Genomic DNA, 25,732 nt, shown 5'->3' with positions numbered 1-25,732 from the left:
TCAATAGGTTTTTGCTGTAATTTTAGTCCCGCCTGATTTTATAACATAGTTAAGCACTGATAACACCATTCTTTTTATTAAGTAAAATATTATTATAAGTGTCCATAAGTCCGCTAAAAACCTTATTCCAGGATCTTTTCAGCCCAGTATTTCTGGCATTTGTCCTTAATGTGTTTCTCAAATTTTCATCTTCAATTAACTTTACCATTAAACCAATTAGCTCGTTCATATCCCTTGCCTTGAACTTAAGGCCATTAATTCTGTGGTCGATGATATTTTTAACTCCCCCTGCGTCAGCACCTATAACAGGGATGCCAGAAGCCATAGCCTCAAGTACTACATTTCCAAAAGTTTCTGTTGAGGAAGGAAACACAAATATGTCACTGGAGGCATAAATTTGTGCTAATTCTCTTCCCTTCTTAAATCCCGTAAATATAGTATTTTTTGGAAAATCATTTTTACATTTATCCAGATATGGACCTTCTCCTGTTATAATAAGAGCTATTTTGTCCCTATATTTATTGTAGATTTGTCCGTAAGCATCAATTAAAATATCTAAGTCTTTCTCGGGTGAAACCCTGCCTACGTATAAAAACACCAATTTATTATTGATGCCAAGCTGCATTCTTAGATCCTCACTCCTCAATTCAGGGTTAAACTTTTTGGAATCTATGCCTCTTGAAAAAATATCTGTATTTGCTATTCCTTTCTTTTTAAGATAAAATTTTATTTCTTCCGACGGACATAAGGTCAAATTATTTTGATTGTGAAACCATCTCATATAAGCCCATACGGAATTATTTAAAAAATCCAAATTATAATAATTCAGATACTGACAAAAATTAGTTGTATAATTAGATACAGTAGGTATGCCGTGCTTTTTCCCATACATTAATCCAGTCATTCCCATGTTGAATTCGGTCATGAGTTGTATTATGTCCGGCTTAAAACTAGATAATGAAGCACTTACTTTGAAAGTGTTGGGGAAAGCTATTCTGCATTCAGGATAGAGAAAAAATTTTATACTAAAAAACCTTTGGATATTGTAACTTTCGTTTTTCTCTGTATCATTATCAGGTGCGAATATTAAGTATTCAATGTTATTTGCTTCATAATATTCTATAAGCTTATTTAAGGTATTGGTAACTCCGTTTATCTGAGGTAAAAAAGTATCTGTAAAAATAGCTACCTTCACATTATCCCTCCTATATCCCTTGTTAGATTATAATTTTTTAGATTTCTAAATTTGTTCATATCTAAATAAAATGTATCTCTTAAAATGACCTCCTTTGCCTAATGCATTTCTTTTCACATTAAAATAAGGTATATTCCTCTGTGGCAAACTGCTATTATCAATTAATTTTGAACTGCCTCATGTAAGAGAAATTTACAATATAATAGTATCTCTCATAGGCATTTTTTGATTGCATGTTTATGTTAAGTTTATGATAAAAATTATGAATTTCAGTTAATATTGGGATTGCTCGGCGTATCTGTCTTTTTATTATGACAAGCTGCTGTCAGGCTAAAAATGATATAATGGCAGTATATCAAAAATGACTGGAGGATACTTTTTATGGAGCTACGTTGATTCTGTTCCGATTATAAACAATTGGGAGTTTGATGGAGGTGTCCCGGCTCAGACCGTTTTGTCGGTCCGGTGATCGTCTACTCATTTATGCAGGCAATTGGCATGCTTATTATTGACAATAAATTAAAATTAACAAAATGCTGTCGCCCGAAACTTTATTTTATATACAGTTGCATTGATAATGTTGCTGATATATAAATGTAGACAATAAAAGCTCGATACCTGTAATAGTGATTGCCTGGAAAACAGGTGACTGCAATGAAAGAAATTACTTCTACATGAAACATATTAAAGCAGCTGCAAGAAGTACTGAAAGTATAAACAGCGGAATTTTGAAGAGAAACTCGAGGTGAAAGTGGTTAAACCCAGAGTACGTGCCTACAGAGAGAAAACTTCAAGAAATCCCATGTTGTAAATCCTTTTTTGATAAAGCTGATGAAACAGCAGAAAATGAGATGCTGCTTAAAGAAGGTGACAGACAGTTTTTTGAGGATATACTTGTGAACAATATAAGCAAGAAAATAGGGGCCAGAATATTTAACAGTGAAAAAAGGAGGAAATAAAAAGGAACTTACAAACAATGCCTTTTATCAATTCAGCGGCACAGGCTTTGTTCAGGGAAAGAGGAAAAACTTGAATACCAAAAGAGCCGGCATCTGTTCTATGAAGGCATATTGGATGAAGTACAGGAAGCCGGTGGAAAACAGTGGCTGATGGCTGTATTTGAAAACCCCACCGTGTTTAGCGGGATACTCCATAGAGCCCTGAAAACCAGGCCGTCACTCATATGCATTTTTGGAAACTTCAAACTGGCATCCCTTGTCTTAATGGATAAATTAGTGGAAAATGGTGTACGGATATATTATTCAGGAGATCTGGATCGAGAGGGAATAATCATGGCGGATAAATTGAAGCTTCGATATGAATCAAAGCTTGTATTATGGAGATACGGCGTGGAGGATTACAGGGATATAGTGTCAATGGTAAGACTTAAAATTGATTTCTGAATACAATGCTGTTATTATAGAGAAAATTAAATTTACAGGGAGGTACTTTAACATTGAACAAATTACTTGAACAAATACAATACTATAACAATAGATTTCCTAAAGAGCAATTAAGGGAAATAATAAATAAAAAAGAAGAGTTTATACCTGATTTACTGGAAATATTAATGTATACAAAAGAAAATTATGAGGAAGTTATAGGAAAAGAAAATTATTTTGGCCATATATATGCGATTTATTTGCTGGCCCAGTTTAGAGAGAAAAAAAGTTTCCCATTAATCATGGATTTAATTAGTTTACCCGGGGATATACCTTTTGGAGTTTTGGGAGATACCATTACAGAAGATTTAGATAGAATAATTGCATCTGTTTGTGATAGTGATGTTGAGCCTATTAAGAGGTTAATTGAAAACAGTAATATTAATGAATATGTAAGAGTATCAGCAATTAGAGTTTTCCTTGTACTTTTTTCTCAGAAAATTGTTTCAAGAAGTGAAGTTATAGAATATTATAAAACATTATTTAATGGCGGGCTCGAGAGAAAATTTTCCCAGGTTTGGGGAGGGCTCATAAGTGCTTGTTGTGATATAAAAGCTTTTGAGTTACTGGAAGATATTAAAGAAGTTTTTGACGAAGAATTGATAGAACCCTCTTTTATAAGTCGGGAAGATGTAAAATTTAATATCCCCCGTGGTAGCAAAGATGAAAAAGTCATATTAAAAGGTACACAGTATAGTTTTATTGAGGATACAATTAAAGAGTTGGAATGGTGGGCATGTTTTCAAGAAAGGGATACTTATCCTCAAAAAGCAAAAAAAGGCAGCAATATAAATAAAAATAACAAGAAAAGAAAAAATAAAAGAAAACAGGCAAAGGCCTCTAAAAAGAAACAAAGAAAAAAATAGCTGAAAATTTACGGGAGTATATGGTACAAAATAAAGCTTTCTTCCAGAAAGCATGGTCAGGTAATAAGTTTACATGTCTCTTATATAAATCCATGGAGCTGATATTGTCAAGGTAGAATTTTAAGTGTATATACTTTAAAATAATAAACTTATAAGACAAATAGAATTTTTAAAGAATGGGGAATAGAATGTGAACATAAATGATTTTGAGAAGCACATAGGTAAAACAATTTTAGACAGGGGATATGATTATTATAACAATGGAAACATAGTCGAATTCCATAAAAACGGGAATAGTGAATATGTTTTTCTTGTAGAAGGAAGCGAAAAATACCGGGTAGATATAAAAATAGATGAAGGTGGAGATATACTGTATTCAAATTGCGACTGCCCTTATGATTTTGGACCTGTATGCAAACATCAAGCTGCAGCTTATTTCAAGCTGAATGAGATATTAAATGGAAAATCAACTGATAAATTCAAGAAATATGAAATAGAACGCAAACCTGAAGTAAAAAAAATGTTGGAAAACTTTTCAAAAGAAAAGTTGATGGATATTATAGAAGATATAGTTGAGGATGATGATAATTTAAAGAACAAAATAGTTTTTAAATATTCACCGGTTGATAAAAAACAGGAAATCAGCAGATGTAAAAAACTTATGAATTCGATAGTACGAAAATACAAGGGAAGAGATGGTTTTATTTCCTACATGGAAGTCTGTGATTTTGCCAGCGAAATGGAGGTTATACTGAAAAGAATAAAAGAAATATGTGAAATTGGCAATGATCCTCTGATTTCATTAGATATTGCCCTTATGATTCTGCGTGAATCCGTGAAAGCTTTCCAATATGCAGATGATTCAGATGGAGATATAGGAATGCTTGTGTCGGAGACAATAGAAACTATAGGTAAAATTGCACGTTTTTCTAAAGATGTAGATACAAGAAGAAAAACATTTAAAAAATTACTGAAAGAAGCTGAAAATAATATTTTTGATGGCTGGGATGATTATAGAATTAATTTGATTCAAATCTGTTCCGGGTTTGCAGATAATGAGGAATTTAGGAATCAGCTTAAAATCAAAATAGAGGATTTGCTCAACAGCATGCCCGATAATAGCTACAATGAATATGGGGTTGAAAGAATGCTGTTGATACTGTTTGATATTATAGATAAATATGGTACCAAAGAAGAATCTGAAAAGTTTATAGAGAAAAATATTGGATTTTCATCTTTCAGAAGAATACTTATAGGCAGGTTCATGAAAGCAGGAAACTATTCAAGAGTTATAGAACTGGCACTTGAAGGTGAAAAACAGGACAAAAATTATGCTGGATTAGTATTGGAATGGAAAAAGATAAGATACAGGGCCTATAAAAAACTTTCATTGAAGGAAAAACAGGAGAAACTGGCAAAAGAGCTATTATTTGATGGTAGGTTTGAATACTATGGAGAGCTTAAAAAGCTAAATAACGGAAATTACAAAAACTTTTACAATAATATCAAAAGAGAAATAAAAAACTGTAAAAACTGGCAGGCAAAAAGTGTTTACCTTGAACTTATAGTTCAAGAAAAAGATATTGATGAATTGATGAAATATGTTAAAGAAAATCCATCCAGTATAGAAGAATATGCCTACTTGCTTATTGATAAACACAGAGAAGAGGTTATAAAATTATATGAAAAAAATATCCGGGAAAGTGCAAGAGAAGCATCAAACAGGGTGCAGTACAAAAGAGTTTGTAAAATTATAAAGAGATATAAGAAGATAGCCGGTAAGGAAAAGGCAAAAGAAATTATAAATGTGCTGGGTACTATCTACAGGAGACGGCCGGCATTTCTTGATGAAATGGGAAAGATCAAATGCTGATGATCTTGATGAAGATGAAAATCAGTTTTTAAGAACTTTTGGAAATAGAAGAGCTTTTGAAAATTGAAGCAGACTTTTCTAAAATAAAACCAAAATAAGGGTCAGTTAAAGTGATTTTATCTGCTTTAACTGGTTTTTTTATTTTTTGTCAAAAACTTTTATTGGTACTGACAGTCCATGTCATTGTAGTTGTATATAATAAAAATATAGAATACAAACATTAAAGGCGGGGTATTGTGTGGATTATGAGGATATGGACAGGGAAACGCTTATCAGGATTTTACGGGAAAAGGACACTGTGCTCGAAAAATTGTATATGGAAAGGGAAAAATTGAATTACTATGCAAGTACAGATGCTATGACTGGAGTGTTAAACAGAAGATCAGGTCTGGAGCTGCTGGATAAAGAACTTAATTTGTTAAAGACAGGCAATATAAATCTTGTTGTCTGCTTTGTTGATGTAGATGGATTGAAAACAGTAAACGATAACTTTGGACATCAAGAAGGCGATAAGCTTTTGATAAATACAGCTAAAATACTGAAAGGCAGTATTAGAAAAACTGATTTTGTAATTAGAATGGGCGGGGATGAATTTCTAGTGGTATTTCCAGGCGCTGCAATGGAGGAAGTCCATAAAATTTGGCATAGAATTGAGGAAAAATTAAAGGAATACAATGAGAATAATGAAAATTATAATTTCAGCTTGAGCTGTGGATTTTGTGAGTGCAGGAAAGGAATGCAGTGTGGAATGTCTGTGGAGGATTTAATAAAAAATGCGGATTTTGAAATGTATAAGAAAAAATTGCAAAAAAAGAAGGAATTATAAATATATATGTATAATTAGTTAATAAAATGTTAACAAAATATAAGGAAGGGCACATATATATGGAGAGATTTAAAGCAGATGTAGTACTGTCTATATACAATCAATTAAAAGAAGGAAAAGTGATTTTAAAGAATGATGTAATAGATAAATTCAATATCAATGAAAGAACTTTTTACAGATATATAAAAGACATAAAGAAATTTGTAGAAGACCAATCTGATGGCGAGCTAATGGGAGAAGAAATTGTATCAGACAGAGAAAAAGGCGGATATATCTTAAAAGGCGGGCAGGAGAAAAATCTAAGCGAAAAAGAAATACTGGCAGTTTCCAAGGTGCTTTTAGAGAGCAGAGGTTTTATAAAAGCGGAAATAAAAGATATAATTTACAAACTTCTTGATAATTGCATATCTAAGGACAGGGAGAATATCAAATACATTATAGGCAACGAGCTCATGAATTATGTTCCTCCGAAACATGGGAAAAAGCTTTTGGATAAGCTTTGGAAAATAAGTGCTGCGATAAAAGATAAAAATATACTGGAAATTGGGTATTTCAAAATCGGAACAGGCGGAAAGATAGAGAATGAAATTTCGAAAAGGACCCTGTATCCTCAGGGTCTGTTGTTTTCTGAATACTATTTTTATCTTATAGCTTTAATAGAAGGTAAAAGTTATGAATATCCCGCTATCTACAGGGTGGATAGAATTGAAAAACTAATTGTTACAGACAGGAAATACAAGGTGGATTACAGCAAAAGATTTAAAGACGGGGAGTTCAGAAAGTTAATTCAGTTCATGCAGGCAGGAGAGCTGGAAAGAGTGAGATTCAGGTATACAGGCAGATCTATAGAAGCAGTTTTAGACAAACTGCCTAATGCCAGAATAGTAGAAGAAAAAAAGGGCGAGTATATGGTGGAGGCCAGGGTATTCGGGAAGGGAATAAAGATGTGGCTTTTGAGCCAGGGAGATTCTGTGGAGGTCTTGAGCTCAGATAGATTCAGAGAAGAAATGATAGAGACTATAGACAGAATGAGAGAGATGTACAGATGAGCTTTTTATATAAGAAAATTGAAATCGAATGATTCTTGAGCATATGAAATAAAACTGAAGGAGGTTGTTTGAATGGAACATTTAATTAGGGTGAAAGGCACAGGCAGTATCAATGTTAAGCCGAATTTAATTGTTATTACCATGAACCTTGAATCGCAGCATTATAATTATGACAAGACAATGGAACTTGCGGCTGATTCAGTAGAGATTTTACAAAATGCAATTGAATCAGCAGGTTTTGACAAAAAAGATCTAAAAACAACAAGTTTTAATATAAAAACACACTATGAAAGTTATCGTGATAATAACGACAATTATAGAAGCAAATTTGATGGATACATTTGCAGGCAAAGTTTAAAAATTGAGTTTGATTTTGACACAGAAGTAATGTCAAAGGTATTTGCTGCTATTGCAAAAACGCAAATAAGTCCACAGCTGGATATACAGTTTTCTGTTAAGGATAAATCTGTTATCAGTGAAAGGCTTTTGGTAAGTGCTGCCAAAAATGCGAAACACAAGGCGGAAATTTTAGCAAAAGCATCAGGAGTCATTCTTGGGGATCTGGTTAGTATTGATTACAATTGGAGTGAACTGCACCTTTATTCTCAAACAAGATCTGGGGTAGAGGAAAATTGTATGGCTGTTCAGTCATCTTATGCTCCGGGTATCGAACCAGATGATATAAAAGTCAGTGATACAGTTTTATTTGTATGGGAGATAAAATGATAAATATGATGATTAAGGAGGTACACATAATGCTGGACAAGGCAATTCTAATAGCTGCAAAGGCCCATGAGGGTCAGGTTGACAAAGGTGGACAGCCATATATACTGCATCCTCTGCGGGTGATGTTTTCAAGAAGAAGTGAAGCTGAGAGAATATGTGCAGTGCTTCACGATGTAGTAGAAGACACTGATATATCGCTGGACTACCTGAGAGATCAGGGATTTTCCGAGGAAGTACTGTCTGCACTGGATGCTCTCACCAGGCGATATGGCGAAACCTATGATGAATACATAGGCAGGATTGTAAAAAATAAAACAGCCGGTCATGTAAAAATGTGTGATCTATTCGATAATATGGACTTGTCGAGGATAAAAAATCCTTCAGATGCAGATCGCGAGAGGGTGAAAAAATACCGTAAAGCTGCAGATAGAATATCTGATGCACTTGATCAGAATGAGGATGGAGAATTTATATGTACCAGGGAAATTGAAATAGATGGCTGTGTATCGGTGCCGGAAAACTGTTCAGAAGATGAATTCTGGGATAAGTTTATAGATTTTATTGAGAGAAATTACTGGTCTTTTTTCGGCGGCATAAATGAAATCAAGTGATTCTTGAGAATATGGAAAGGAGAAAATATATACATTATTAATAGGAGGTCATTATGTCTCATAAAAACTGTGCAGATGTAAATCCATTAAAAAAAATAAGATCTGACAAAGAAACGCTAAATCCCACAAAATTGAATAAAAGTTTTAATCAGTGTGGTAAGAATTTTATAGAAATAAAGCTAAAGTTTGAAGATACCGATATCAAAGATACATTTTCAAGATTTGGTACGCATACATTAGGAGAAATTCTTACTGAAGATAAATATATGAAATTGAAAGATGAATGTTATCGAATATACAAAGAATATATGAATATGAAATTGGGTCTATTCCTTGTCAGGCTTAAACAAGATAATGATTTATTTTACAAAAAATTTCTTAATCCTTATGGTGATGAACTTTTCTGTAAATTTAAAATGGAACAAAACCCTCTGGAAAAATGTAAGGGAATTTATATGTATGTATGTAATGAAGAGATAAAGTATATAGGGAGAGTGAAAGGTAATTTTAATTTCTATAAGAGGATAAATTCTGGGTATGCTAGTATTTCTCCGAGAAATTGTTATATTGATGGTCAGGCGACCAACTGTCATATAAATTCCATAATCAACAATATAGGGAGTAAAGTTACATTTTATGTCATGCCTTTAGAAGATGATGAAGAAATATGTTCATTGGAAAGGAAGCTTATTAAAGAAAATCAGCCGGAATGGAATATTGCTCTTAAATAAATTTCTAAGTGGTATTGTGTAGAATACAACATTGTAAATGTTATAATAATTTATTTATAAATTATTATACAATATAAAAATTATATATAAATGGGGTGAAGATTGAATGTCTATAAAGGAAAAGGAACAGCTTACAGAAAAACAAATGTCCATACTTAACAGTGAAATGGACAAGCGAAAAAAAAGTGTTGGACTTTCGTATGTGTTATTTATTTTCTTTGGTTCTTTAGGTGTTCATAAGTTTTATTTAGGCAATAAAAAAATGGGTATCATTTATTTGGTATTGGGGATTTTTGGATGGATAGCCATTTTAACTGGTGGCATTTCAGCTATTTCAAGTGAAGGCGCTAGTGGAGGTGGAGCATCCATCATTGGCCTAATATGTATTATAGTACTGGCTATAATGCTTTTAGTTGATTTATTTACAATTCCAAAACAAGTCAGGAAAGAATATGAGGAAGAAGAACAGATAGTTATAAATAGTTTACTTAATAATAACCAATAATACAAGGTCTATTTTATATTTTTAAATTATATGGGGCTGCTGCATAATTAATTATGCAGCGACTCATTTTTTAAAAATTATTATAGATAAATAACGATAAAGGACATCAATTTGCGGTAAATGTTTTATTCGGAGTTGTATTGTATTAATAGTTTCAATGATTACAGTATGGAATATAGTGATGAAAAATAAAATAAGGAGAAGTTCATTTTATGATGAATGTAAAATTTTTGTATAATCATCATGGCATATCTAATTCAATTGGAGAAAGGTTGAAATATCTAATAAGTAAGACAAAAAATGAAGTTATAATTATGTCACCTTATATTTCAAACAACCCTTTAATAGATATGATTTATGACTTAAATGGAATAAAGTTAAGAGTGCTAACACGATTTTCTCTGGAAGATTTTTTAAATGATTCGTCAGATATAAATATAATTGATAGGTTAGTTAAAAATCCAAACTCAGAGGTAAGGTATTATTCTAATCTTCATGCCAAAATTTATATTATCGATAGGCAGAAAGCTATAGTAACTTCAGCTAATTTCACTCAAAATGGTATGTACAATAATTTAGAATATGGTGTTTTAATTGAAAATAATTTGGATAATATGCTGGAAGATATAAATAATTTATGGAATAAAGCCGGTGTAATAAATGATAAAAAAATAGCTTTAATACAAAATAAACTTGATGTTTTCAAGAAAAATAAGAATCAGATAGACGGTATAAGGAACCAAGTTATAAAGGTTGATAAAAAAGTTGTAAAACAGAAGAAAAGTCATCAATATAAGGAAAAGAATCGGACTATGAGTGGTAAAAACTACGGACAAAAGGAGGATAAAAATCATTTAAATAAAATAAATGATAGAATTGTTCATAATATTTCAGAGTATAAAGCTTTAAATTTAATAATTAACGAATGTAATATGAAAAATTTTGAACAGAAGGTTTTTGAAATTTATAATTTGATTAAAAATAATATACCTATAAGTGTAAGAAGCTCTTGTAAATTTAGATATAGAAAAAATAAAAGAGAAGTAGATGTAGCTATGAATATAATGAACTACAGGATTTTTCTTTTTCCATTTAAAAATAAGCCAATAGTTCAAATAATTTATCCTAAAATAAATATATATGATTTGAAATATATAATTCCTGAAGAACGATTAACAAATATTTCAGAAGAATGGATATTTAAAAATATTGAATGTTATATTCTCTGTTTGAGTTTTGATGAAGTCCTGAAATTTAAAAAAGAAAATTGGGAATCATTTGCCAAAGCTTGCCTAATTGCCTACAATGGTAAAAAAACCAGAATGAGGGATTCAAACATGATAGTTGACTGGAATAATAATGAAAATGGTAATTTATGAAATAACACGGACTTGTCAAGGATAAAAAATTCTTCAAATGTAGATTACGAGAGGGTGAAAAAATACCGTAAAGTCGAATATAGGATATTCTATGCTCTTGACCAGAATGAAGATGGAGGGTTTATTAACACCAAGGAAATTGAAATAGATAGCCACGTATCAGTACCAGAAAACTGTTCAGAAGATGAATTCTGGGATAAGTTTATAGATTTCATTGAGAAAAATTACGGGTTTTTTGACGGTGGCATAAATGAACTGAAATGAGATTAAAATATTTGGGGAGATTGTAGTGGAAAAGGTATAGGTGTCCCTGCTGTGGAGAATTGTCGTTAGATGAAGAAAATGGCTGGGATATTTGTGGACTGTGTGACTGAGAGGATGATCCTCTGCAAAAAGAACAACCGGACTATAGTGGTGGAGCTAATTCAATGAGTCTTAATGAGGCCAAGAAATATTTTAATAGAGAAATATTGTATAAAAAGTTAACGGTGTATGATCATTATTGTCCACTGCTTGATAAGAAAATTACAGGGAAATTGTGCCATGAAATAATTATGGTGACTAAAGTGAAATTAGCCTTTTCAGCAGTTTTGGGGATAAAAGTTTTTTCGAAAAATGAGACATGTTCTATTTGCAATTTTTGTCCAATAAATAGGACAATGAATAATTAAGGAGCATTTAGTAATGTGGAAAAAGTATAAAAAAGGTATAACTATTGGTAAAGTTGGCTCTGAAAATGGAATAGTGATAATTGATGAAACTTATGGCGATGAAGCCCGAATAATACTTGAACGGGATTGTGGTAATACACCATTTGCTATAACCATAGGCATCTATGGCCTAATGGTCCATACAGCTTTTGCTTCCAGTAATGGTGAAGCTGAGAAGAAATATTGTGAAATGAAAGAAGATGTGAAAAAATTATTGGATAATTGGAAAGCAGAAGAAGATGATGAATTAGATGACTGGATGGATCAATTTTGTAATAAGTATTGATAATGATTAGATGAATTATAGGAGAAACTAAATATGAGATATATAAAAATAATTATTTCTATTTTTATATAAGATTGGGCATTTTGCCCTATTTTTTTGGCATTTTTTATGCTTGCTTACACTGATGGAAAAGATGAGATTTAAATCATACTTAACAAAATGATATAATTCTTATTAAAAAATATTGACTGGGACAATAAAAAGAGGTAATATAATTGTATTGACTAAGACAATGAGGCCTAAGTTAGGTGGTGGTGGATTGATAGGATTAGAATATATCTTAGGACTTTACAATATGCAGCATATAGAACTTGCCAAAGAACTTGGATTGAAAAAACAAAATATTAACTTGTGGATAAAGGGCAAACAGGGCATACCCAAAAAATATTTACCAAGACTTGAAAAAATGTTTGGAATTAGCAAAGAGTATTTTCCTAAAGAGTTAAATGAAATAGAAAAACTTGAAATTCAAAAAGAAAAATTGAAAAAGGAATTAAATCCCGTAATTGAAAAATATGATAAGCAGTTCATGGTAAAAGACACCAAGGGTATCTATAAAGTGCCTATCTACGATAAAGAAGAGATGAACAGAATTGAGAGAAAGATTGAAAAAGCAAAACTTGTTTCTAAATTTAAACAAGCTTTGGATGTAGTAGATGACAATCCATATATGGATACCTATAGGCTTATTACTGAATTGCTGAGCAAAGCTCAGCAGGAAGTTGTTCTACATAGAACCATCGAAGCACTGGCACACTACATGGAGGTTCTTCCGGATAAAATAAACAGTGATGAAAGCCAGGATGAGTTTGAAAGTGAAATATTTGAAATATTTGATGATTATAATTTTTAGATCAATTGCTTAATACAGAAGAATAAACAGGGAGGAATAAAAACAATGTCAACAGGAAATATTGGATTTGAGGAAACACTGTGGAAGTCTGCGGATAAACTGAGAAGCAGCATGGATTCATCAGAGTATAAACATGTGGTATTGGGACTTATATTTTTAAAATATATTTCTGATAAATTTGAAACCAAATACAACGAACTTGTGGAAGAGGGAGAAGGTTTTGAAGAGGATAGAGATGAATATGAAGCAGAGAATATATTCTGGGTTCCCAAAGAAGCTAGATGGAATTATATAAAAGATAATGCTAAAAGTCCAAAAATAGGGCAATTAATTGACGATGCCATGATTTTAATAGAAAAAGAAAATGCTACACTCAAAGGTGTTTTAGATAAAAGATATGCAAGACCAGAGCTTGATAAGAGAAGGCTTGGAGAGCTTATAGATTTAATTTCTATTATAAAACTTCATAAAAATGGTGAGAAGGATTTGCTTGGGAGAGTATATGAGTATTTTTTAGGAAAATTTGCCGATGCAGAGGGAAAAGGCGGTGGAGAATTCTATACTCCAACTTCAGTTGTTAAAACATTAGTTGAAATGATAGAGCCATATCAGGGAAGAATATATGATCCTTGCTGTGGCAGCGGTGGTATGTTTGTTCAAAGTGAAAAATTTATTAAAGAACATCAGGGAAGAATCAATGACCTATCTATTTATGGTCAAGAGTTAAACTCTACTACATGGAAGCTCTGCAGAATGAATCTTGCCATAAGAGGTCTGGATGCAAATATAGGACCACATAATGATGATACTTTCCATAATGATCTGCATAAAACATTAAAAGCTGATTTTATTTTAGCCAATCCACCTTTCAATATAAGTGATTGGGGTGGGGATAAATTGACGGAAGATGTCAGATGGAAATATGGTATTCCACCGGAGGGAAATGCAAACTATGCGTGGCTTCAGCACATGGTGTATCATCTGGCTCCCAATGGCTGTGCAGGCATAGTACTGGCAAATGGGTCACTAAGCTCGAATACTTCAAATGAGGGAGAAATAAGAAAAAATTTAATTGAAGCACCTTTGGTAGATGCAATAGTAGCATTACCGGATAAGCTGTTTTATTCAACAGGCATACCAGCCTCACTGTGGATATTAAACAGAAATAGAAAGAATAATCCTGAATTTAGGTGTAGGGAAGATGAAATACTTTTTATAGATGCCAGAAATTTGGGAGAAATGATTGACAGAAGGCACAGGGAGCTGAGTGAAGAAGACATAAAAAAAATTGCAGATACCTACCACGGATACAGAAATATAGATGGAAACTATGAAGATATCAAGGGCTTTTGCAAAGCAGCAAAACTTGATGAAGTAAGACAAAACGAATATATATTGACTCCAGGGAGATATGTGGGAATAGAAGAAGCAGAAGATGATGGGATTCCCTTTGATGAAAAGATAAAAACACTGACAGATGAGCTGGGAGAGTTGTTTGATAAATCCCACTGCTTAGAAGAAGAGATAAGGAAAAACCTTAGGGGGATTGGATATGATATCTGATAAATGGATGCAAGCAAAATTGATAGATGTGTGTGAATTTATTTCTAGAGGGATAACACCATCATACACTAACAAGGGTGGGGTTATTGTAATTAATCAAAAATGTATTAGAAATAATACTGTAAATTTTAAAGCATCAAGACTTACAAATCCTAATAAGAAAAGAATTTCAAAACAAAAATATTTGAAACCATATGACATACTTATAAATTCTACAGGTGTAGGAACACTTGGAAGGGTAGCTCAGCTTAAAAATGTTAAAGAACTTATTACGTGTGATTCTCATGTAACTATAGTTAGGGCTAACGAAAAAGTGTATCCTGAATATTTAGGATATAATCTTTTTATGCAACATTCAAATATTGAGAGATTAGCAGAAGGTTCTACTGGCCAGACTGAATTGTCTAAAACTAGATTAGGAGAAGTTATAAATTTATATATTCCACCTTTAAAAGAACAAAAAGCAATAGCCCATATCCTCTCAACCCTGGATGAAAAAATAGAAGTCAACAATCAAATGAACAAGACTCTTGAAAAAATGGCTCAATTAATATTCAAACACTGGTTTGTGGATTTTGAGTTTTCCAATGAAGAAGGGAAGCCTTATAAATCAAGTGGTGGAAAGATGGTTCAAAGTGAGCTGGGGATGATTCCTGAGGGGTGGAAACTAAAAGCTTTAGGCAAGGTACTAAATACAATTGAAGCAGGTAATAGACCTAAAGGTGGAGCGGGTAACTTAAACAAGGGAATACCAAGTATAGGAGCTGAAAATATAATTGGATTAGGCAAATATAATTATAGTAAAGAAAAGTATGTATCATATGATTATTTTAAAAATATGAACAAAGGAATAATAAAATCTGGGGACGTTTTACTTTACAAAGATGGTGCTAAATTAGGAAGAAAAACAATATTTATGAATGGATATCCTCATGAAAAATGTTGTGTAAACTCCCATGTTTTTATATTGAGAACTAATGAACTTATATCTCAAAGCTACCTTTATTTTTGGTTAGATCAAGATTGTATGACAAAAGATATTATAAATCTCAATGCGAATTCAGCACAACCAGGTATAAATCAGGTTCAAGTTAAATCATTGAAAATATTAATTCCGGATAAAAGTATAATTAATAAGTTTGATATTATAATATTATCTTTGTTGAAAAGAATATTTTTAAATTGTAATATTAATAATGAGCTAACTCAGTTGAGAGATACATTACTTCCAAAACTTATGTCGGGTGAAATAAGAGTGCCTTTGAACAATTGAGAACCAACTGAATAAATTTAATTTATTAAAGAGGGTGATTAGAATACAAAAACTTGAAGATGTATTTAGAAATTTTGATACAGCACCGGTTCTATTTATTGGTGCTGGTATCTCTAGAAGATATTTGGGGTTGGCAAATTGGGAAACTCTTTTGCGTGAAATGGCAAAATTGACTAAAGATAATGAGTTCGCATTTGAAATATACAGTAGAAAAGCTAAAAATGAGGGATTTAAAATTGGTGAGTTTCAGAAAATAGCAGAATTGATAGAATGTGATTTATCGGATATTTGGTTTGAAGATCCTAAGTTTGAGGAGAGTAGGAGAGAATATAAAGAACTTGCCTTAGCAGGAGCCTCGCCATTGAAAATAGAAATTGCTAAATATATTAAAAATAATTCTCTAAGTGTTAAGGAAGAGTATGTTGATGAAATTAAATTGTTCAAGAAACTAGGTAAAAAGAGTATAGCAGCAGTTATTACAACAAATTATGATAATTTTATAGAAGACAGTTTATATAATTATAGGAGATTTATAGGACAAGAAGAGCTTATATTTTCAAATATACAGGGAGTAGGTGAAATATATAAAATTCATGGCTGTTGCACTGAACCGGATTCCATAGTAATTAATGAGAAAGATTACTTGAATTTTGAGGAAAATAATGCATATCTTGCAGCCAAGATATTGACCATTTTCTTGGAACATCCAATTATTTTTCTTGGGTATTCTATTGAAGATAAAGATATTAAGAGTATTTTAAAGGCCATAGTGAAATGTCTTTCAAAGGAAAAATTAGAGAAATTTAAAAAAAGGCTTATTTTTGTAGAATGGAATAATTCAAGTGAGGAGGATCAAATATCAACTCATAGTATATCTTTTGAAGATGAAAAAACTTTAAATATGACGAGGATATATATTAAGGATTATTCTAGGTTATATAAAGCATTACTAAAAAATAAATTTAAATATAATACTGCTGTATTAAGAAGACTTAAGGAAGAAATTTATGACTTGGTTATTAATAATGAACCTACTACAAAAATGAAAGTTGTTGGAATAGAAGATGATGAAAATCTGGATAATATAGAAGTTGTAATTGGTGTAGGAGTTTTATCTGAATTTGGTAAAAAAGGATATTGTGGGTTAAAGGTTGAAGAAATATTTAAAGATGTTCTATTTGATAATGGAAATTATGACTCTAATCTTGTAGTTACTGAAAGTTTGCCTGTACTGCTTAAACGTAATACGGGAAGTGTTCCAATATACAAATATATATCAAAAGCGACAGTTGAAATACCTGCATATGTGCAGCATGCAATTAGGACAAAATATGAGGATTTATTAAGCAGATCAATACGTAATAATAAAAAAAGACAAGATTGCATTGATAAAACTGTAAATCATATTGTATCAAATAATGATCCTAATAAGAGCTTATGGCTAATTTCCTTTTTACAAGAGGAAAATATTGATATTGAATCACTTGGCAATTTTTTAAGAGATTATTATAAAAATAATCCTGATATTTTTAGTAATGGTAGAAGTGCTGATAAAACTAATTTTAGACGATTGATTAAGATATATGATTGGTTAAAATATTATAGAACTAAAGAATCCTAGTCAACTTAGTAGGGAATAAATCACCCACCAAACAACTAAGATTCTTGATAACCTACTAAATACTGCCAATTGACGAATAGCAGGGAATAAATCACCCGCCTCGTTTAAGCAATATATTATTAACATATGTTATTATATTTAAATTATACATGAAAAAGATTGTTAAGGCAATATAAAAATTTTCCATAGAAGCAAATAGTTGTTTTTTGTATAAAATGTCATATAAGATGATAAAATAAGTATAAGGAGGGGGTTATGCCATGAGTGCACTTGAAAATTTTACGGAAGATCAGCTGGAGCAGGCAGCTGTAGAAATATTTAAGAAACTTGGATATGATTATGTCTTTGCTCCTGATATATCCTGTGACGGAGATTATCCTGAAAGGAAAGATTATAGGGATGTCATTTTAAAGGATAGAGTTAAGGATGCACTGTTTAGAATAAACAGGGATTTGCCGGAGGAAGCCCTTGAAGATGCCTACAGGCAGATAATAACTTTTAACAGTCCTGTGCTTGAGGAGAACAACAGGCATTTTCATAGACTTTTAACGGAGGGTGCGGAAGTTTCCTATATGGAAGGCGGACTGGCAAGGACAAAAAGAGCTTATATTGTGGATTTTGAAAACAATAGCAATAATGAGTTTTTGGTGGCAAATCAATTTACCATTGTTGAAAATGAAGAGAGAAGATCTGATCTTGTAGTATTTGTAAATGGTATTCCACTGGTGGTCATTGAGCTTAAATCTGCTTCTGATGAAAATGTAGGGATTGAAAATGCCTACAATCAAATTCAAACCTATAAAAGGGATATACCTTCTCTTTTTAACTACAATGCCTTTTGTGTAATATCTGATGGAATTAATGCAAAAGCTGGAACCATAACCTCTAATGAAGAAAGATTCATGAATTGGAGAACCATAGATGGAGAAAATATTGAGCCTCTGTCTGTTCCGCAGTACGAAGTGCTGTTTAAGGGAATGTTTGAGAAAGAAAGATTTGTTGATATAATTAAGAATTTTATTTTATTTCAGGAATCCAAAGAAGAGGAAAAGGATTCATATGGAAATAAAATTGGGGATAAAAAGACCATAATAAAGATACTTGCAGGGTATCATCAATATTTTGCCGTTAAAAAGGCACTGGAGAAAACTAAAATTGCAATAAGTGCCCATGGAGACAGGAAAATAGGTGTTGTCTGGCATACTACAGGTTCGGGGAAAAGCTTTACCATGGTATTTTATGCAGCGCTTCTTGCTGAAAAATTCAATAATCCTACCATAGTGGTTATAACTGATAGGAATGATTTGGATGACCAGTTGTACAGGACCTTTTCCAAATCGGAAGATCTGCTCAGGCAGACTCCCAGGCAGGCTGATGTCAGAAAATTGACCGATGAACAGAAAAATCAGCAGGTTAAAGAAAATGTAAGAGAAATCAATGGACTTTATGATCTGTTAAATGACAGGGAATCCGGTGGAATTATATTTACCACTATTCAAAAATTCAGGCCGGAGAGTGATGAAATGCCGGTTTTAACAGACAGGAGAAATGTGATAATTATTGCTGATGAAGCTCACAGAAGCCAGTATGGTCTGGAAGCAAAAACAGATACTAAAACAGGTAAGGTAAAATATGGATATGCAAAGCATTTGAGGGATGCATTGCCCAATGCCTCTTTTATAGGATTTACAGGTACACCCATTGAAAATGAAGACAAATCCACACCGGCGGTATTCGGCCATTATATAGACGTTTATGATATGACAAGGGCTGTTGAGGATGAAGCCACAGTTAAAATATACTATGAAAACAGGGTAATAAAGCTTGAGACCAATGATGAAGAACTCAAGAAGATAGATGATGAATTTGAAGAAATTACAGAAGGTCAGGAAGAAAGGGAGAAGGAGAAGAATAAATCCAAATGGTCAAGACTTGAGGCATTGGTTGGATCGCCTAACAGAATTAAAAAACTTGCCCAGGATATTGTTAGTCATTATGAGGAAAAGGCCAAAACCGTCGATGGAAAAGCCATGATTGTATGTATGAGCAGAAAGATTTGTGTGGATTTGTATGATGCAATTGTAAAATTGAGGCCGGATTGGCACAGTGATGATTTGTACAAGGGTAAGATTAAAATTGTAATGACTGGAAGCGCTGCGGACGAGCCCAGGATGCAAAAACATATTGGAGGAAAACAGAGACGTGATACTCTTGCCAAAAGGATGAAGGATAATGAGGATGGACTTAAAATAGTCATTGTCCGTGATATGTGGCTTACAGGTTTTGATGTTCCATCTTTGCATACAATGTATATTGACAAGCCTATGAAGGGCCATAATTTAATTCAGGCAATATCAAGAGTCAATAGAGTTTTTAAGGATAAGGCCGGCGGGGTTATAGTTGACTATCTGGGTATTCTTGAAAGTTTAAAAAAAGCCTTGAATGAATATACGGACAATGACAGGAAAAATACTGGAATAGATACCTCTGCAGCGGTGGCTGTCATGCTGGAAAAACTGGAAATTTTACAGAACATGATGTACGGTTTTGATTATTCCGATTATATGGGTAAGTCACAGGCGGGAAGAATCAGGGCAATTACCGGCGGAATGAACTTTGTATTGGGAAAATCTCAAAAAGAGCAGAAGGAATTCAAACAGATAGCAGTAGAACTTGCAAAATCCCATTCGCTCTGTGCGGCTACACCTGAAGGGAAAGAATCCGCACTTGAGGTAAGCTATTTTAAATGTGTAAAGGCAAGCCTTGCAAAGCTTCAGGAGAAAAAGCTCCGGAAAAAATCCAAAAGAGAGATTGAAGAAAGAGTAAGCCAAATGCTTCAGCGTTCCATAATATCGGAGGAAGTAATAGATGTATTTGATGTTATGGGTATTGAAAAGCCTGATATATCAATTTTATCAGAGGAGTTCCTTGAAGAGATCAAAAATATACAATATAAAAATCTTGCTGTGGAAATGCTGAAAAAATTGCTTGAAGGTAATATAAAGACCATGGAGAAAGGCAATCTTGTAAAGTCGGAAAAATTCTCCGAAAAACTCAAGAGGGCTCTGAATAAGTATAGAAATCAGGCTATTACCAATGCAGAGGTTGTAGAAGAACTTATAAAAATGGCTAATGAAATGAAGAAAGATGTGGAGAATGAAAAAGATTTGGGAATGAATAGAGATGAGGCTGCTTTTTACTACGCCCTGACAGCAGATGATGCTGTAAAACAATTTATGAAAGATGATGTTTTGAAGAAAATAGCTCATGAGCTGACTGCAACAATCAGAAAAAATATAACTATTGACTGGAGTATAAGAAAAAGTGCCCAGGCAGGTATGAGGAGAATTATAAAGAGACTTTTGAAAAAATATGATTATCCTCCCAAGCAGGCTAAAAGTGCTTTGAAAACTGTAATGAAGCAGGCTGAATTAATGTGTGGTAATGTGGAAAGCCATGAATATTCAGGTTATGGGAAAGTTGCGGAAGATGAAGGGTATTATAAAGTCTGATATTCTACATTGAATATTGGCAATCTTATGTAATTTGTGTGGAGGTACAGAATGAAATTTGGTATTGATAAAGAAGGCAGAAAAGTACATTATAAAAATGCTTTACAATGGAAACAATATTTTTGCCCTTATTGTATAGAAAAACTAGTTCTGAGGAATGGTAAAAAGCCTTGTTTTGCACATAATGTGATAAAAGAGAGAACACCTTTGCAGCGTATGTGTCCTGAGTATCATGAAAGTTTAGGGTATAGTAAAATTGATAATGCAACTGATGTTGCATATGTGATGAACGGTGGAATTCCATTGTATTTGTGTAATGATGGGAATAGGTTTGAACTCCGTGCCTATTTTCCTACTATAAGTGAAAATTGCAGAAATAAATTGATACAAAATCGGGCAGAAGTTCTTATTAACAAAAAGAAGTGGTGCTGTATAGAAAATTTAAGTTATTATAGAGTATATGATATTACCAAATGGATAGATATCAGTATTAAACCTAAATTAGGTACAGAATTTAAAGAAGTAAAAAGGAAATGGCTGTATGGAATAAAAGGCATTGATATAAAAAATGACATATATTACTCAAGTGAAAATGGAGGATATCGTGTAGCTATAAAAGCTAATATTTATGTTGGTAAAAAATATAGAATGATGTTTTTGGAAAGAGCACCTTGGGTTAATGGTATTGTATTTAAAAATGTAGGTCAAATTAAATTGAAAGAAAACTGCAAACAGAAAGTATTTAATATATATGAGATGAAAATTATAAAATTTACAGAAGAGGTAAGACAGTTTATAGAAGGAAAAAGTTATCATCTTGCTGATAAAATAAGTGAAATTATACCTTTGTGGCCGCCTGCTGTGTGTGATGGAAAAGAACTTACTTTTAATGGTGATACAGCATGGTTTTATCATTTACCTAACAATAGTAGTGAATACCTTTACGAAATACAAGATGGGAAAATGTATTTTTTATCGGGTAATAGAGTCTTTAAAATCTCTGATATATCTGCATTTAGTGAGAAAGTCGTTGTAATTACAAATAAAATAATTAAAGATCAAAAAATATTAGACAATACAGACGATACAAATGTTTCAGCAGAGATTAAGTATATTTTAAATTATAAAAAAAGATTAAACTATAAAAATTTATTAGAAGTTAAAATAATAATGAAAGATATTAGAGGAAATATCATCGATTATAACAAGGATAATAATTCTGTCCCTGAAAAAGGTATTTTGTCTATGGATTCTAATGTTCCGATTATAGCAAGAGTGATGAAAGGTAATTATTGTATATATTCGGGTAAATATGGCTTAGAGAAAATAGATTATGGAAGAACAATAAATATTGATTGCAGGGGATTTGGAAATATATATTACAGATATAATAGAGTTTGCAGGTATAGAAAAATAAATTGGAAAGGTATACGTGAAAAATTTTATATGTATAGAGGAGGAGTTACAGGTTCTGCAACTTATGAAAATAAAATATTAATGTACAAGCTTAGAAAAAATCTTACTAAAGAAAACAAAGATATATATAAAATCTTATATAAGTGGATTTGGACAGAAAAAGTACCTGTAAATCTGCAGGGACTTTTACATAAAATGGGGGAGAATTTATAATATAATGATTGAATTTGAAAAGTTGGATAAAAGTAAAATAAGATTAATAATAGAATTTTTTCTACCTATAACACCTGGGCTGATAGAATTTTTAAAGAAAAAAAGAAAACTGTTTGGAAATGAACTTGATGGAGCAGATTTAAAAATGAATTCACTGGTATTGCAAAGGAAAATACCAAATGTTTTTTCAAATGAGATTAAACGAAAAAATAGTGTGGTGATTAATTTTGTTGAAAAAAATGTAGGTGGAAGGTTAGATGAAATTAATCAATATATAAAATCAAAATTTGGCTCAATGCAAAATATAGAAAAGACAATACAAAGTAATAGAGAAGAAAATTATATAAAGTTATTAGATATTTTATTAGAAAAAATGGAGTCAAAATATATAGGAAAAAGTATGGAATGGGTTTCGTTATTTTTGAATTTAAATGGGATTTATATTAATGAACAGCAACGAGAAATGATTGAAAACAGTATTGAAAAGGTTGTTGAACTCAGGAAAATAGAAAAGCGGGTGCTAAAAGAAGAAGAAAAATTAGAAATAAAATATGAGAAAGAACTTAAAGCTATAGAAAATAAATTCAAAAATGAAAATCAGATTTTAAGCTCACAAATTTTGGAAAAAGAAAGGGCTATTGAAAATATAAATCAAATGCTTAATGAAAAAAATGAATATATAGATGAACAACAGAAGAACTATGATTATTTAAAAGAGAAATCAGAGTCTTTAGAATCTAAGATTGGTGAAATCAAGAAAGAATTAAATGATAACAAAGAAAAATGGCAGCAAAATATAATTAAGGAAAAGCAGAAAAATCAAAAGTTAGAAAATATAAATGAAGATCAAAATAAAAAGATTGAGTATCTAGAAAATGAATTAAATCGACGATATGAAAATTATAGCAGTGAATACAAAGCAAGGTGGGAAAAAGAGAATCAGTTGGTAATAGATAAAAAAATATATGAAAAGAATAGTTTAAAGGAAAATGTTAGAAAATTAAAAAAAGAAATTATAAACTTAAATGAGGAAAAAGAAAAATCTCGGAAAAGATTAAAAGAATATAATGGTGTAGTAAGTGGTTTTATTAATAATATTGATAAAGAACTTATTAGATCAGCCCTAGAATCTTCGGTTTTAAATATAAAAGAATTACAAGAAAAAGAAAATAACATGCAATTGTATATTAAATATCAAATTAAGTGTAATAAAATGGAGCTTTTTAATGGTATAGATGAAGAAGAATGGAGCAATACAATATTAGATAATCTTAAAAATATAGGTGTAGTGGAAGATAGATATGAATGGTCAGATTACATAATAAGTGTATTAGCAGCTAGAATGATACCCCTTATTGTTGGGTACAGGACTAGAGAAATTGCCAAAGCCATAAGTTGTTCATATGCAGGAGAAACACCTTATATTATCACTCTATCGCCAGGATATAATAAAGTAAATGAATTGATAGATCTTTATCATAATTCTGAAGCTAAAGTTATTTTAATAGAAAATGCAATAGGTCAGATGAATGAATCCTTGTTGCTTCCACTCTTTAAAGAATATGTTGAATCGAAAGAAGATAATAAAATTATATTGTTATCGTGTGAAGATATTAATATGGCTAATTTAATACCATCATATTTATTTGAATATTTGGCACTTATTAAAATATCAAATATTAGACCGGTAGTGCAATTTGATTATAATTATGCCGATAATATGAAAATATTGCAATCAATTAGAAAGAGTAAATTGAATATAGAGGATAGTTATAAAAAGCTAAAAAGACTGCTTGAATATATTGAAGCTGAAGATTCCTATATAATTACTAGAAGTTTGATACTAGCTTATTTGTGTAATATGGAAGATGTGGGAAGTGCTCTTAAATGTTTAAGTATATGTGATTTAAAATCAATGTTTAAAGATGATGTAAGAGAAAAAATCGGGAGTAATATAGATAACTATCCTGATTATTTTGCACAGGAGTTAAAGGAATCTATAGTAGGTGATTGATATGGATGAATTGATACTACAAATTTCGAGAGATTTAAGAATGTATCCTTTTGATGGCGAGACGGCTGAGGAATATGGCAATAGAGTGATATATTGTGCATTGGCAGCATGGGCAAAAGTTCAAATCCTAGGAAATTCCTATGTTGAAATAATGAATGAAACTGAAAGAGAATATCCATGCGTAAGTCAACGCTATGTAAATGAAAGACTAAGACATGTTGCTAATGGGTTAGTTAATGCAATTCCTCATTTAAAAAAGTGGACAGAAGTAAATGACACCCGGTCAGTAAAAAAAGAGTTGAGTAATTATATAATTGAAAAATTGATTTTTTGTTATCAAATAAATAAAACATGTAAAACACAGTGGCTGACATCATCACCTGAGCGAATAGTATATTTTAAAAACAATGAATTGATTTTGGGTGGTGTAGATTGGAACAGTAGTCTTAAAGGGGCTTGTGCTGTTGGCTTGGGAGAATGGAGAAATAAAAAGCAACAATGTGAACCTAATTATAGGAAAGTGTTTAATATACCTGAATGCAACTTAGAGGAATATTATAGATCTTTAGAAGAAAATGCTTCCTGGCAGCTAGATGAATTAGAAGATGACTATGAATATTTTAGTGGAGAAAATGGCTTGTGGCACAGCAAAGCCTGGAGAAAACTTAATAGATCATGTATTCCTAATGGTATTTCATTACTTAGAAGAAGTGATCAGAAATGCAATTATGTTTTACTGTATCATGAAAAAGGAAAATTTTTTACGGCCAAACTGGATGAATGGTATTATAGGGAGAAAGAGATAAACAGAATTATGTATGCTTTGGATTATTATCGTGGTAAGCCTGCAATATTTAAAGCAAAAACAAATGGAAAAATAATAGAATTGCATTGCCATAGTAGATTACCTGATGCAGAGACCAGAATACTTTTAATGTCATCCTGGCCTAAAAGAACGTATGACGATATTTATTTAAGAGAAATTCCTGTATTTATGTGGGAAGATATAGAAGATATGCTGGATGGATTAGGGATTCAAGTAGTATTTAAATAACTATAGAAAGGAGA

Annotated in this window: 24 protein-coding genes and 2 pseudogenes; 25 read left to right on the top strand and 1 reads right to left on the bottom strand. The window is 31.8% G+C overall.

Translation table 11 applies throughout. From position 1 onward, the window contains the following. Positions 1-49: 49 nt before the first annotated feature. The gene (locus LN736_RS19080; protein ID WP_150356403.1) at positions 50-1,195 is read right to left on the bottom strand and encodes a glycosyltransferase family 4 protein; all 1,146 of its coding nucleotides are present in this window, start codon (positions 1,193-1,195) and stop codon (positions 50-52) included. A 465-nt stretch (positions 1,196-1,660) separates the two neighbouring features. On the opposite strand from LN736_RS19080, the gene LN736_RS01350 reads away from it, so the two are divergent. From LN736_RS01350 to LN736_RS01235, 25 genes and pseudogenes are all read left to right on the top strand, one after another. Beyond that, positions 1,661-1,789: a DNA-3-methyladenine glycosylase I gene (locus tag LN736_RS01350; RefSeq protein WP_229980544.1), complete on the top strand. Its 129-nt coding sequence runs from the start codon at positions 1,661-1,663 to the stop codon at positions 1,787-1,789. Positions 1,790-1,965: 176 nt separating this feature from the next. Beyond that, positions 1,966-2,154 (top strand): hypothetical protein, encoded by a 189-nt coding sequence (locus LN736_RS01345; RefSeq protein ID WP_150356404.1) that lies wholly within the window; start codon positions 1,966-1,968, stop codon positions 2,152-2,154. Next, positions 2,135-2,305, top strand: a complete 171-nt coding sequence (locus LN736_RS01340) for a hypothetical protein (protein WP_229980541.1) — start codon at positions 2,135-2,137, stop codon at positions 2,303-2,305. The genes LN736_RS01345 and LN736_RS01340 overlap by 20 nt, the downstream gene beginning before the upstream one ends. After that, on the top strand, positions 2,266-2,598 hold the full coding sequence (locus tag LN736_RS01335) for a DUF2399 domain-containing protein (RefSeq protein ID WP_150356405.1): 333 nt from the start codon (positions 2,266-2,268) through the stop codon (positions 2,596-2,598). Before LN736_RS01340 ends, LN736_RS01335 begins: the two co-directional genes overlap by 40 nt. 53 nt (positions 2,599-2,651) lie before the next feature. Next, positions 2,652-3,503, top strand: a complete 852-nt coding sequence (locus LN736_RS01330; RefSeq protein ID WP_229980538.1) for a DUF1186 domain-containing protein — start codon at positions 2,652-2,654, stop codon at positions 3,501-3,503. Between the two features lie 190 nt (positions 3,504-3,693). Then, positions 3,694-5,376 carry a hypothetical protein gene (locus tag LN736_RS01325; protein ID WP_229980537.1) on the top strand — a complete coding sequence of 561 codons (1,683 nt, stop codon included), beginning with the start codon at positions 3,694-3,696 and terminating at the stop codon, positions 5,374-5,376. A 238-nt stretch (positions 5,377-5,614) separates the two neighbouring features. Next, positions 5,615-6,202 carry a GGDEF domain-containing protein gene (locus LN736_RS01320; RefSeq protein ID WP_229980535.1) on the top strand — a complete coding sequence of 196 codons (588 nt, stop codon included), beginning with the start codon at positions 5,615-5,617 and terminating at the stop codon, positions 6,200-6,202. A gap of 59 nt (positions 6,203-6,261) precedes the next feature. Continuing rightward, positions 6,262-7,251: a helix-turn-helix transcriptional regulator gene (locus LN736_RS01315; RefSeq protein WP_229980533.1), complete on the top strand. Its 990-nt coding sequence runs from the start codon at positions 6,262-6,264 to the stop codon at positions 7,249-7,251. Positions 7,252-7,323: 72 nt separating this feature from the next. Beyond that, positions 7,324-7,977: an SIMPL domain-containing protein gene (locus LN736_RS01310; protein WP_229980531.1), complete on the top strand. Its 654-nt coding sequence runs from the start codon at positions 7,324-7,326 to the stop codon at positions 7,975-7,977. Positions 7,978-8,006: 29 nt separating this feature from the next. Beyond that, a pseudogene (locus tag LN736_RS01305) lies at positions 8,007-8,423 on the top strand (GTP pyrophosphokinase); the annotation flags it as partial. 218 nt (positions 8,424-8,641) lie between these two features. Beyond that, complete coding sequence (locus tag LN736_RS01300) at positions 8,642-9,319, top strand: GIY-YIG nuclease family protein (RefSeq protein ID WP_229980529.1); 678 nt, start codon at positions 8,642-8,644, stop codon at positions 9,317-9,319. Between the two features lie 106 nt (positions 9,320-9,425). Next, positions 9,426-9,824, top strand: coding sequence for a TM2 domain-containing protein (locus LN736_RS01295; protein WP_229980527.1), 399 nt, complete (start codon positions 9,426-9,428; stop codon positions 9,822-9,824). Positions 9,825-10,036: 212 nt separating this feature from the next. Beyond that, entirely contained in the window at positions 10,037-11,203 is a 1,167-nt protein-coding gene (locus tag LN736_RS01290; protein ID WP_229980525.1) for a phospholipase D family protein, read from the top strand. Between the two features lie 54 nt (positions 11,204-11,257). Beyond that, on the top strand, positions 11,258-11,467 hold the full coding sequence (locus LN736_RS01285; protein WP_229980523.1) for a hypothetical protein: 210 nt from the start codon (positions 11,258-11,260) through the stop codon (positions 11,465-11,467). A gap of 41 nt (positions 11,468-11,508) precedes the next feature. Continuing rightward, a pseudogene (locus tag LN736_RS19075) lies at positions 11,509-11,577 on the top strand (CPCC family cysteine-rich protein); the annotation flags it as partial. A gap of 54 nt (positions 11,578-11,631) precedes the next feature. Beyond that, positions 11,632-11,874, top strand: coding sequence for a hypothetical protein (locus tag LN736_RS01280; RefSeq protein WP_229980521.1), 243 nt, complete (start codon positions 11,632-11,634; stop codon positions 11,872-11,874). A gap of 13 nt (positions 11,875-11,887) precedes the next feature. Beyond that, the gene (locus tag LN736_RS01275) at positions 11,888-12,199 is read left to right on the top strand and encodes a hypothetical protein (protein WP_229980519.1); all 312 of its coding nucleotides are present in this window, start codon (positions 11,888-11,890) and stop codon (positions 12,197-12,199) included. Positions 12,200-12,419: 220 nt separating this feature from the next. Continuing rightward, entirely contained in the window at positions 12,420-13,052 is a 633-nt protein-coding gene (locus tag LN736_RS01270) for a helix-turn-helix domain-containing protein (protein ID WP_229980517.1), read from the top strand. 45 nt (positions 13,053-13,097) lie between these two features. After that, positions 13,098-14,615 carry a class I SAM-dependent DNA methyltransferase gene (locus tag LN736_RS01265; RefSeq protein WP_229980516.1) on the top strand — a complete coding sequence of 506 codons (1,518 nt, stop codon included), beginning with the start codon at positions 13,098-13,100 and terminating at the stop codon, positions 14,613-14,615. After that, positions 14,605-15,888, top strand: a complete 1,284-nt coding sequence (locus LN736_RS01260) for a restriction endonuclease subunit S (RefSeq protein ID WP_229980515.1) — start codon at positions 14,605-14,607, stop codon at positions 15,886-15,888. The genes LN736_RS01265 and LN736_RS01260 overlap by 11 nt, the downstream gene beginning before the upstream one ends. A gap of 34 nt (positions 15,889-15,922) precedes the next feature. Continuing rightward, positions 15,923-17,509, top strand: coding sequence for an SIR2 family protein (locus LN736_RS01255; RefSeq protein ID WP_229980513.1), 1,587 nt, complete (start codon positions 15,923-15,925; stop codon positions 17,507-17,509). Positions 17,510-17,769: 260 nt separating this feature from the next. After that, positions 17,770-21,021: a type I restriction endonuclease subunit R gene (locus LN736_RS01250; protein WP_229980511.1), complete on the top strand. Its 3,252-nt coding sequence runs from the start codon at positions 17,770-17,772 to the stop codon at positions 21,019-21,021. Positions 21,022-21,072: 51 nt separating this feature from the next. Further along, complete coding sequence (locus LN736_RS01245; protein ID WP_229980509.1) at positions 21,073-22,650, top strand: competence protein CoiA; 1,578 nt, start codon at positions 21,073-21,075, stop codon at positions 22,648-22,650. A gap of 4 nt (positions 22,651-22,654) precedes the next feature. Continuing rightward, the gene (locus tag LN736_RS01240) at positions 22,655-24,664 is read left to right on the top strand and encodes a hypothetical protein (RefSeq protein WP_229980507.1); all 2,010 of its coding nucleotides are present in this window, start codon (positions 22,655-22,657) and stop codon (positions 24,662-24,664) included. Between the two features lies 1 nt (position 24,665). Continuing rightward, positions 24,666-25,718 carry a hypothetical protein gene (locus LN736_RS01235; protein ID WP_106010495.1) on the top strand — a complete coding sequence of 351 codons (1,053 nt, stop codon included), beginning with the start codon at positions 24,666-24,668 and terminating at the stop codon, positions 25,716-25,718. Positions 25,719-25,732 lie beyond the last annotated feature (14 nt).

This window comes from Clostridium aromativorans, from assembly GCF_020908015.1.
GTDB classification, from domain to species: domain Bacteria; phylum Bacillota; class Clostridia; order Clostridiales; family Clostridiaceae; genus Clostridium_B; species Clostridium_B aromativorans.
Note: the sequence above shows the minus strand (reverse complement) of the source record. Positions and strands in the feature narration are given on the sequence as shown.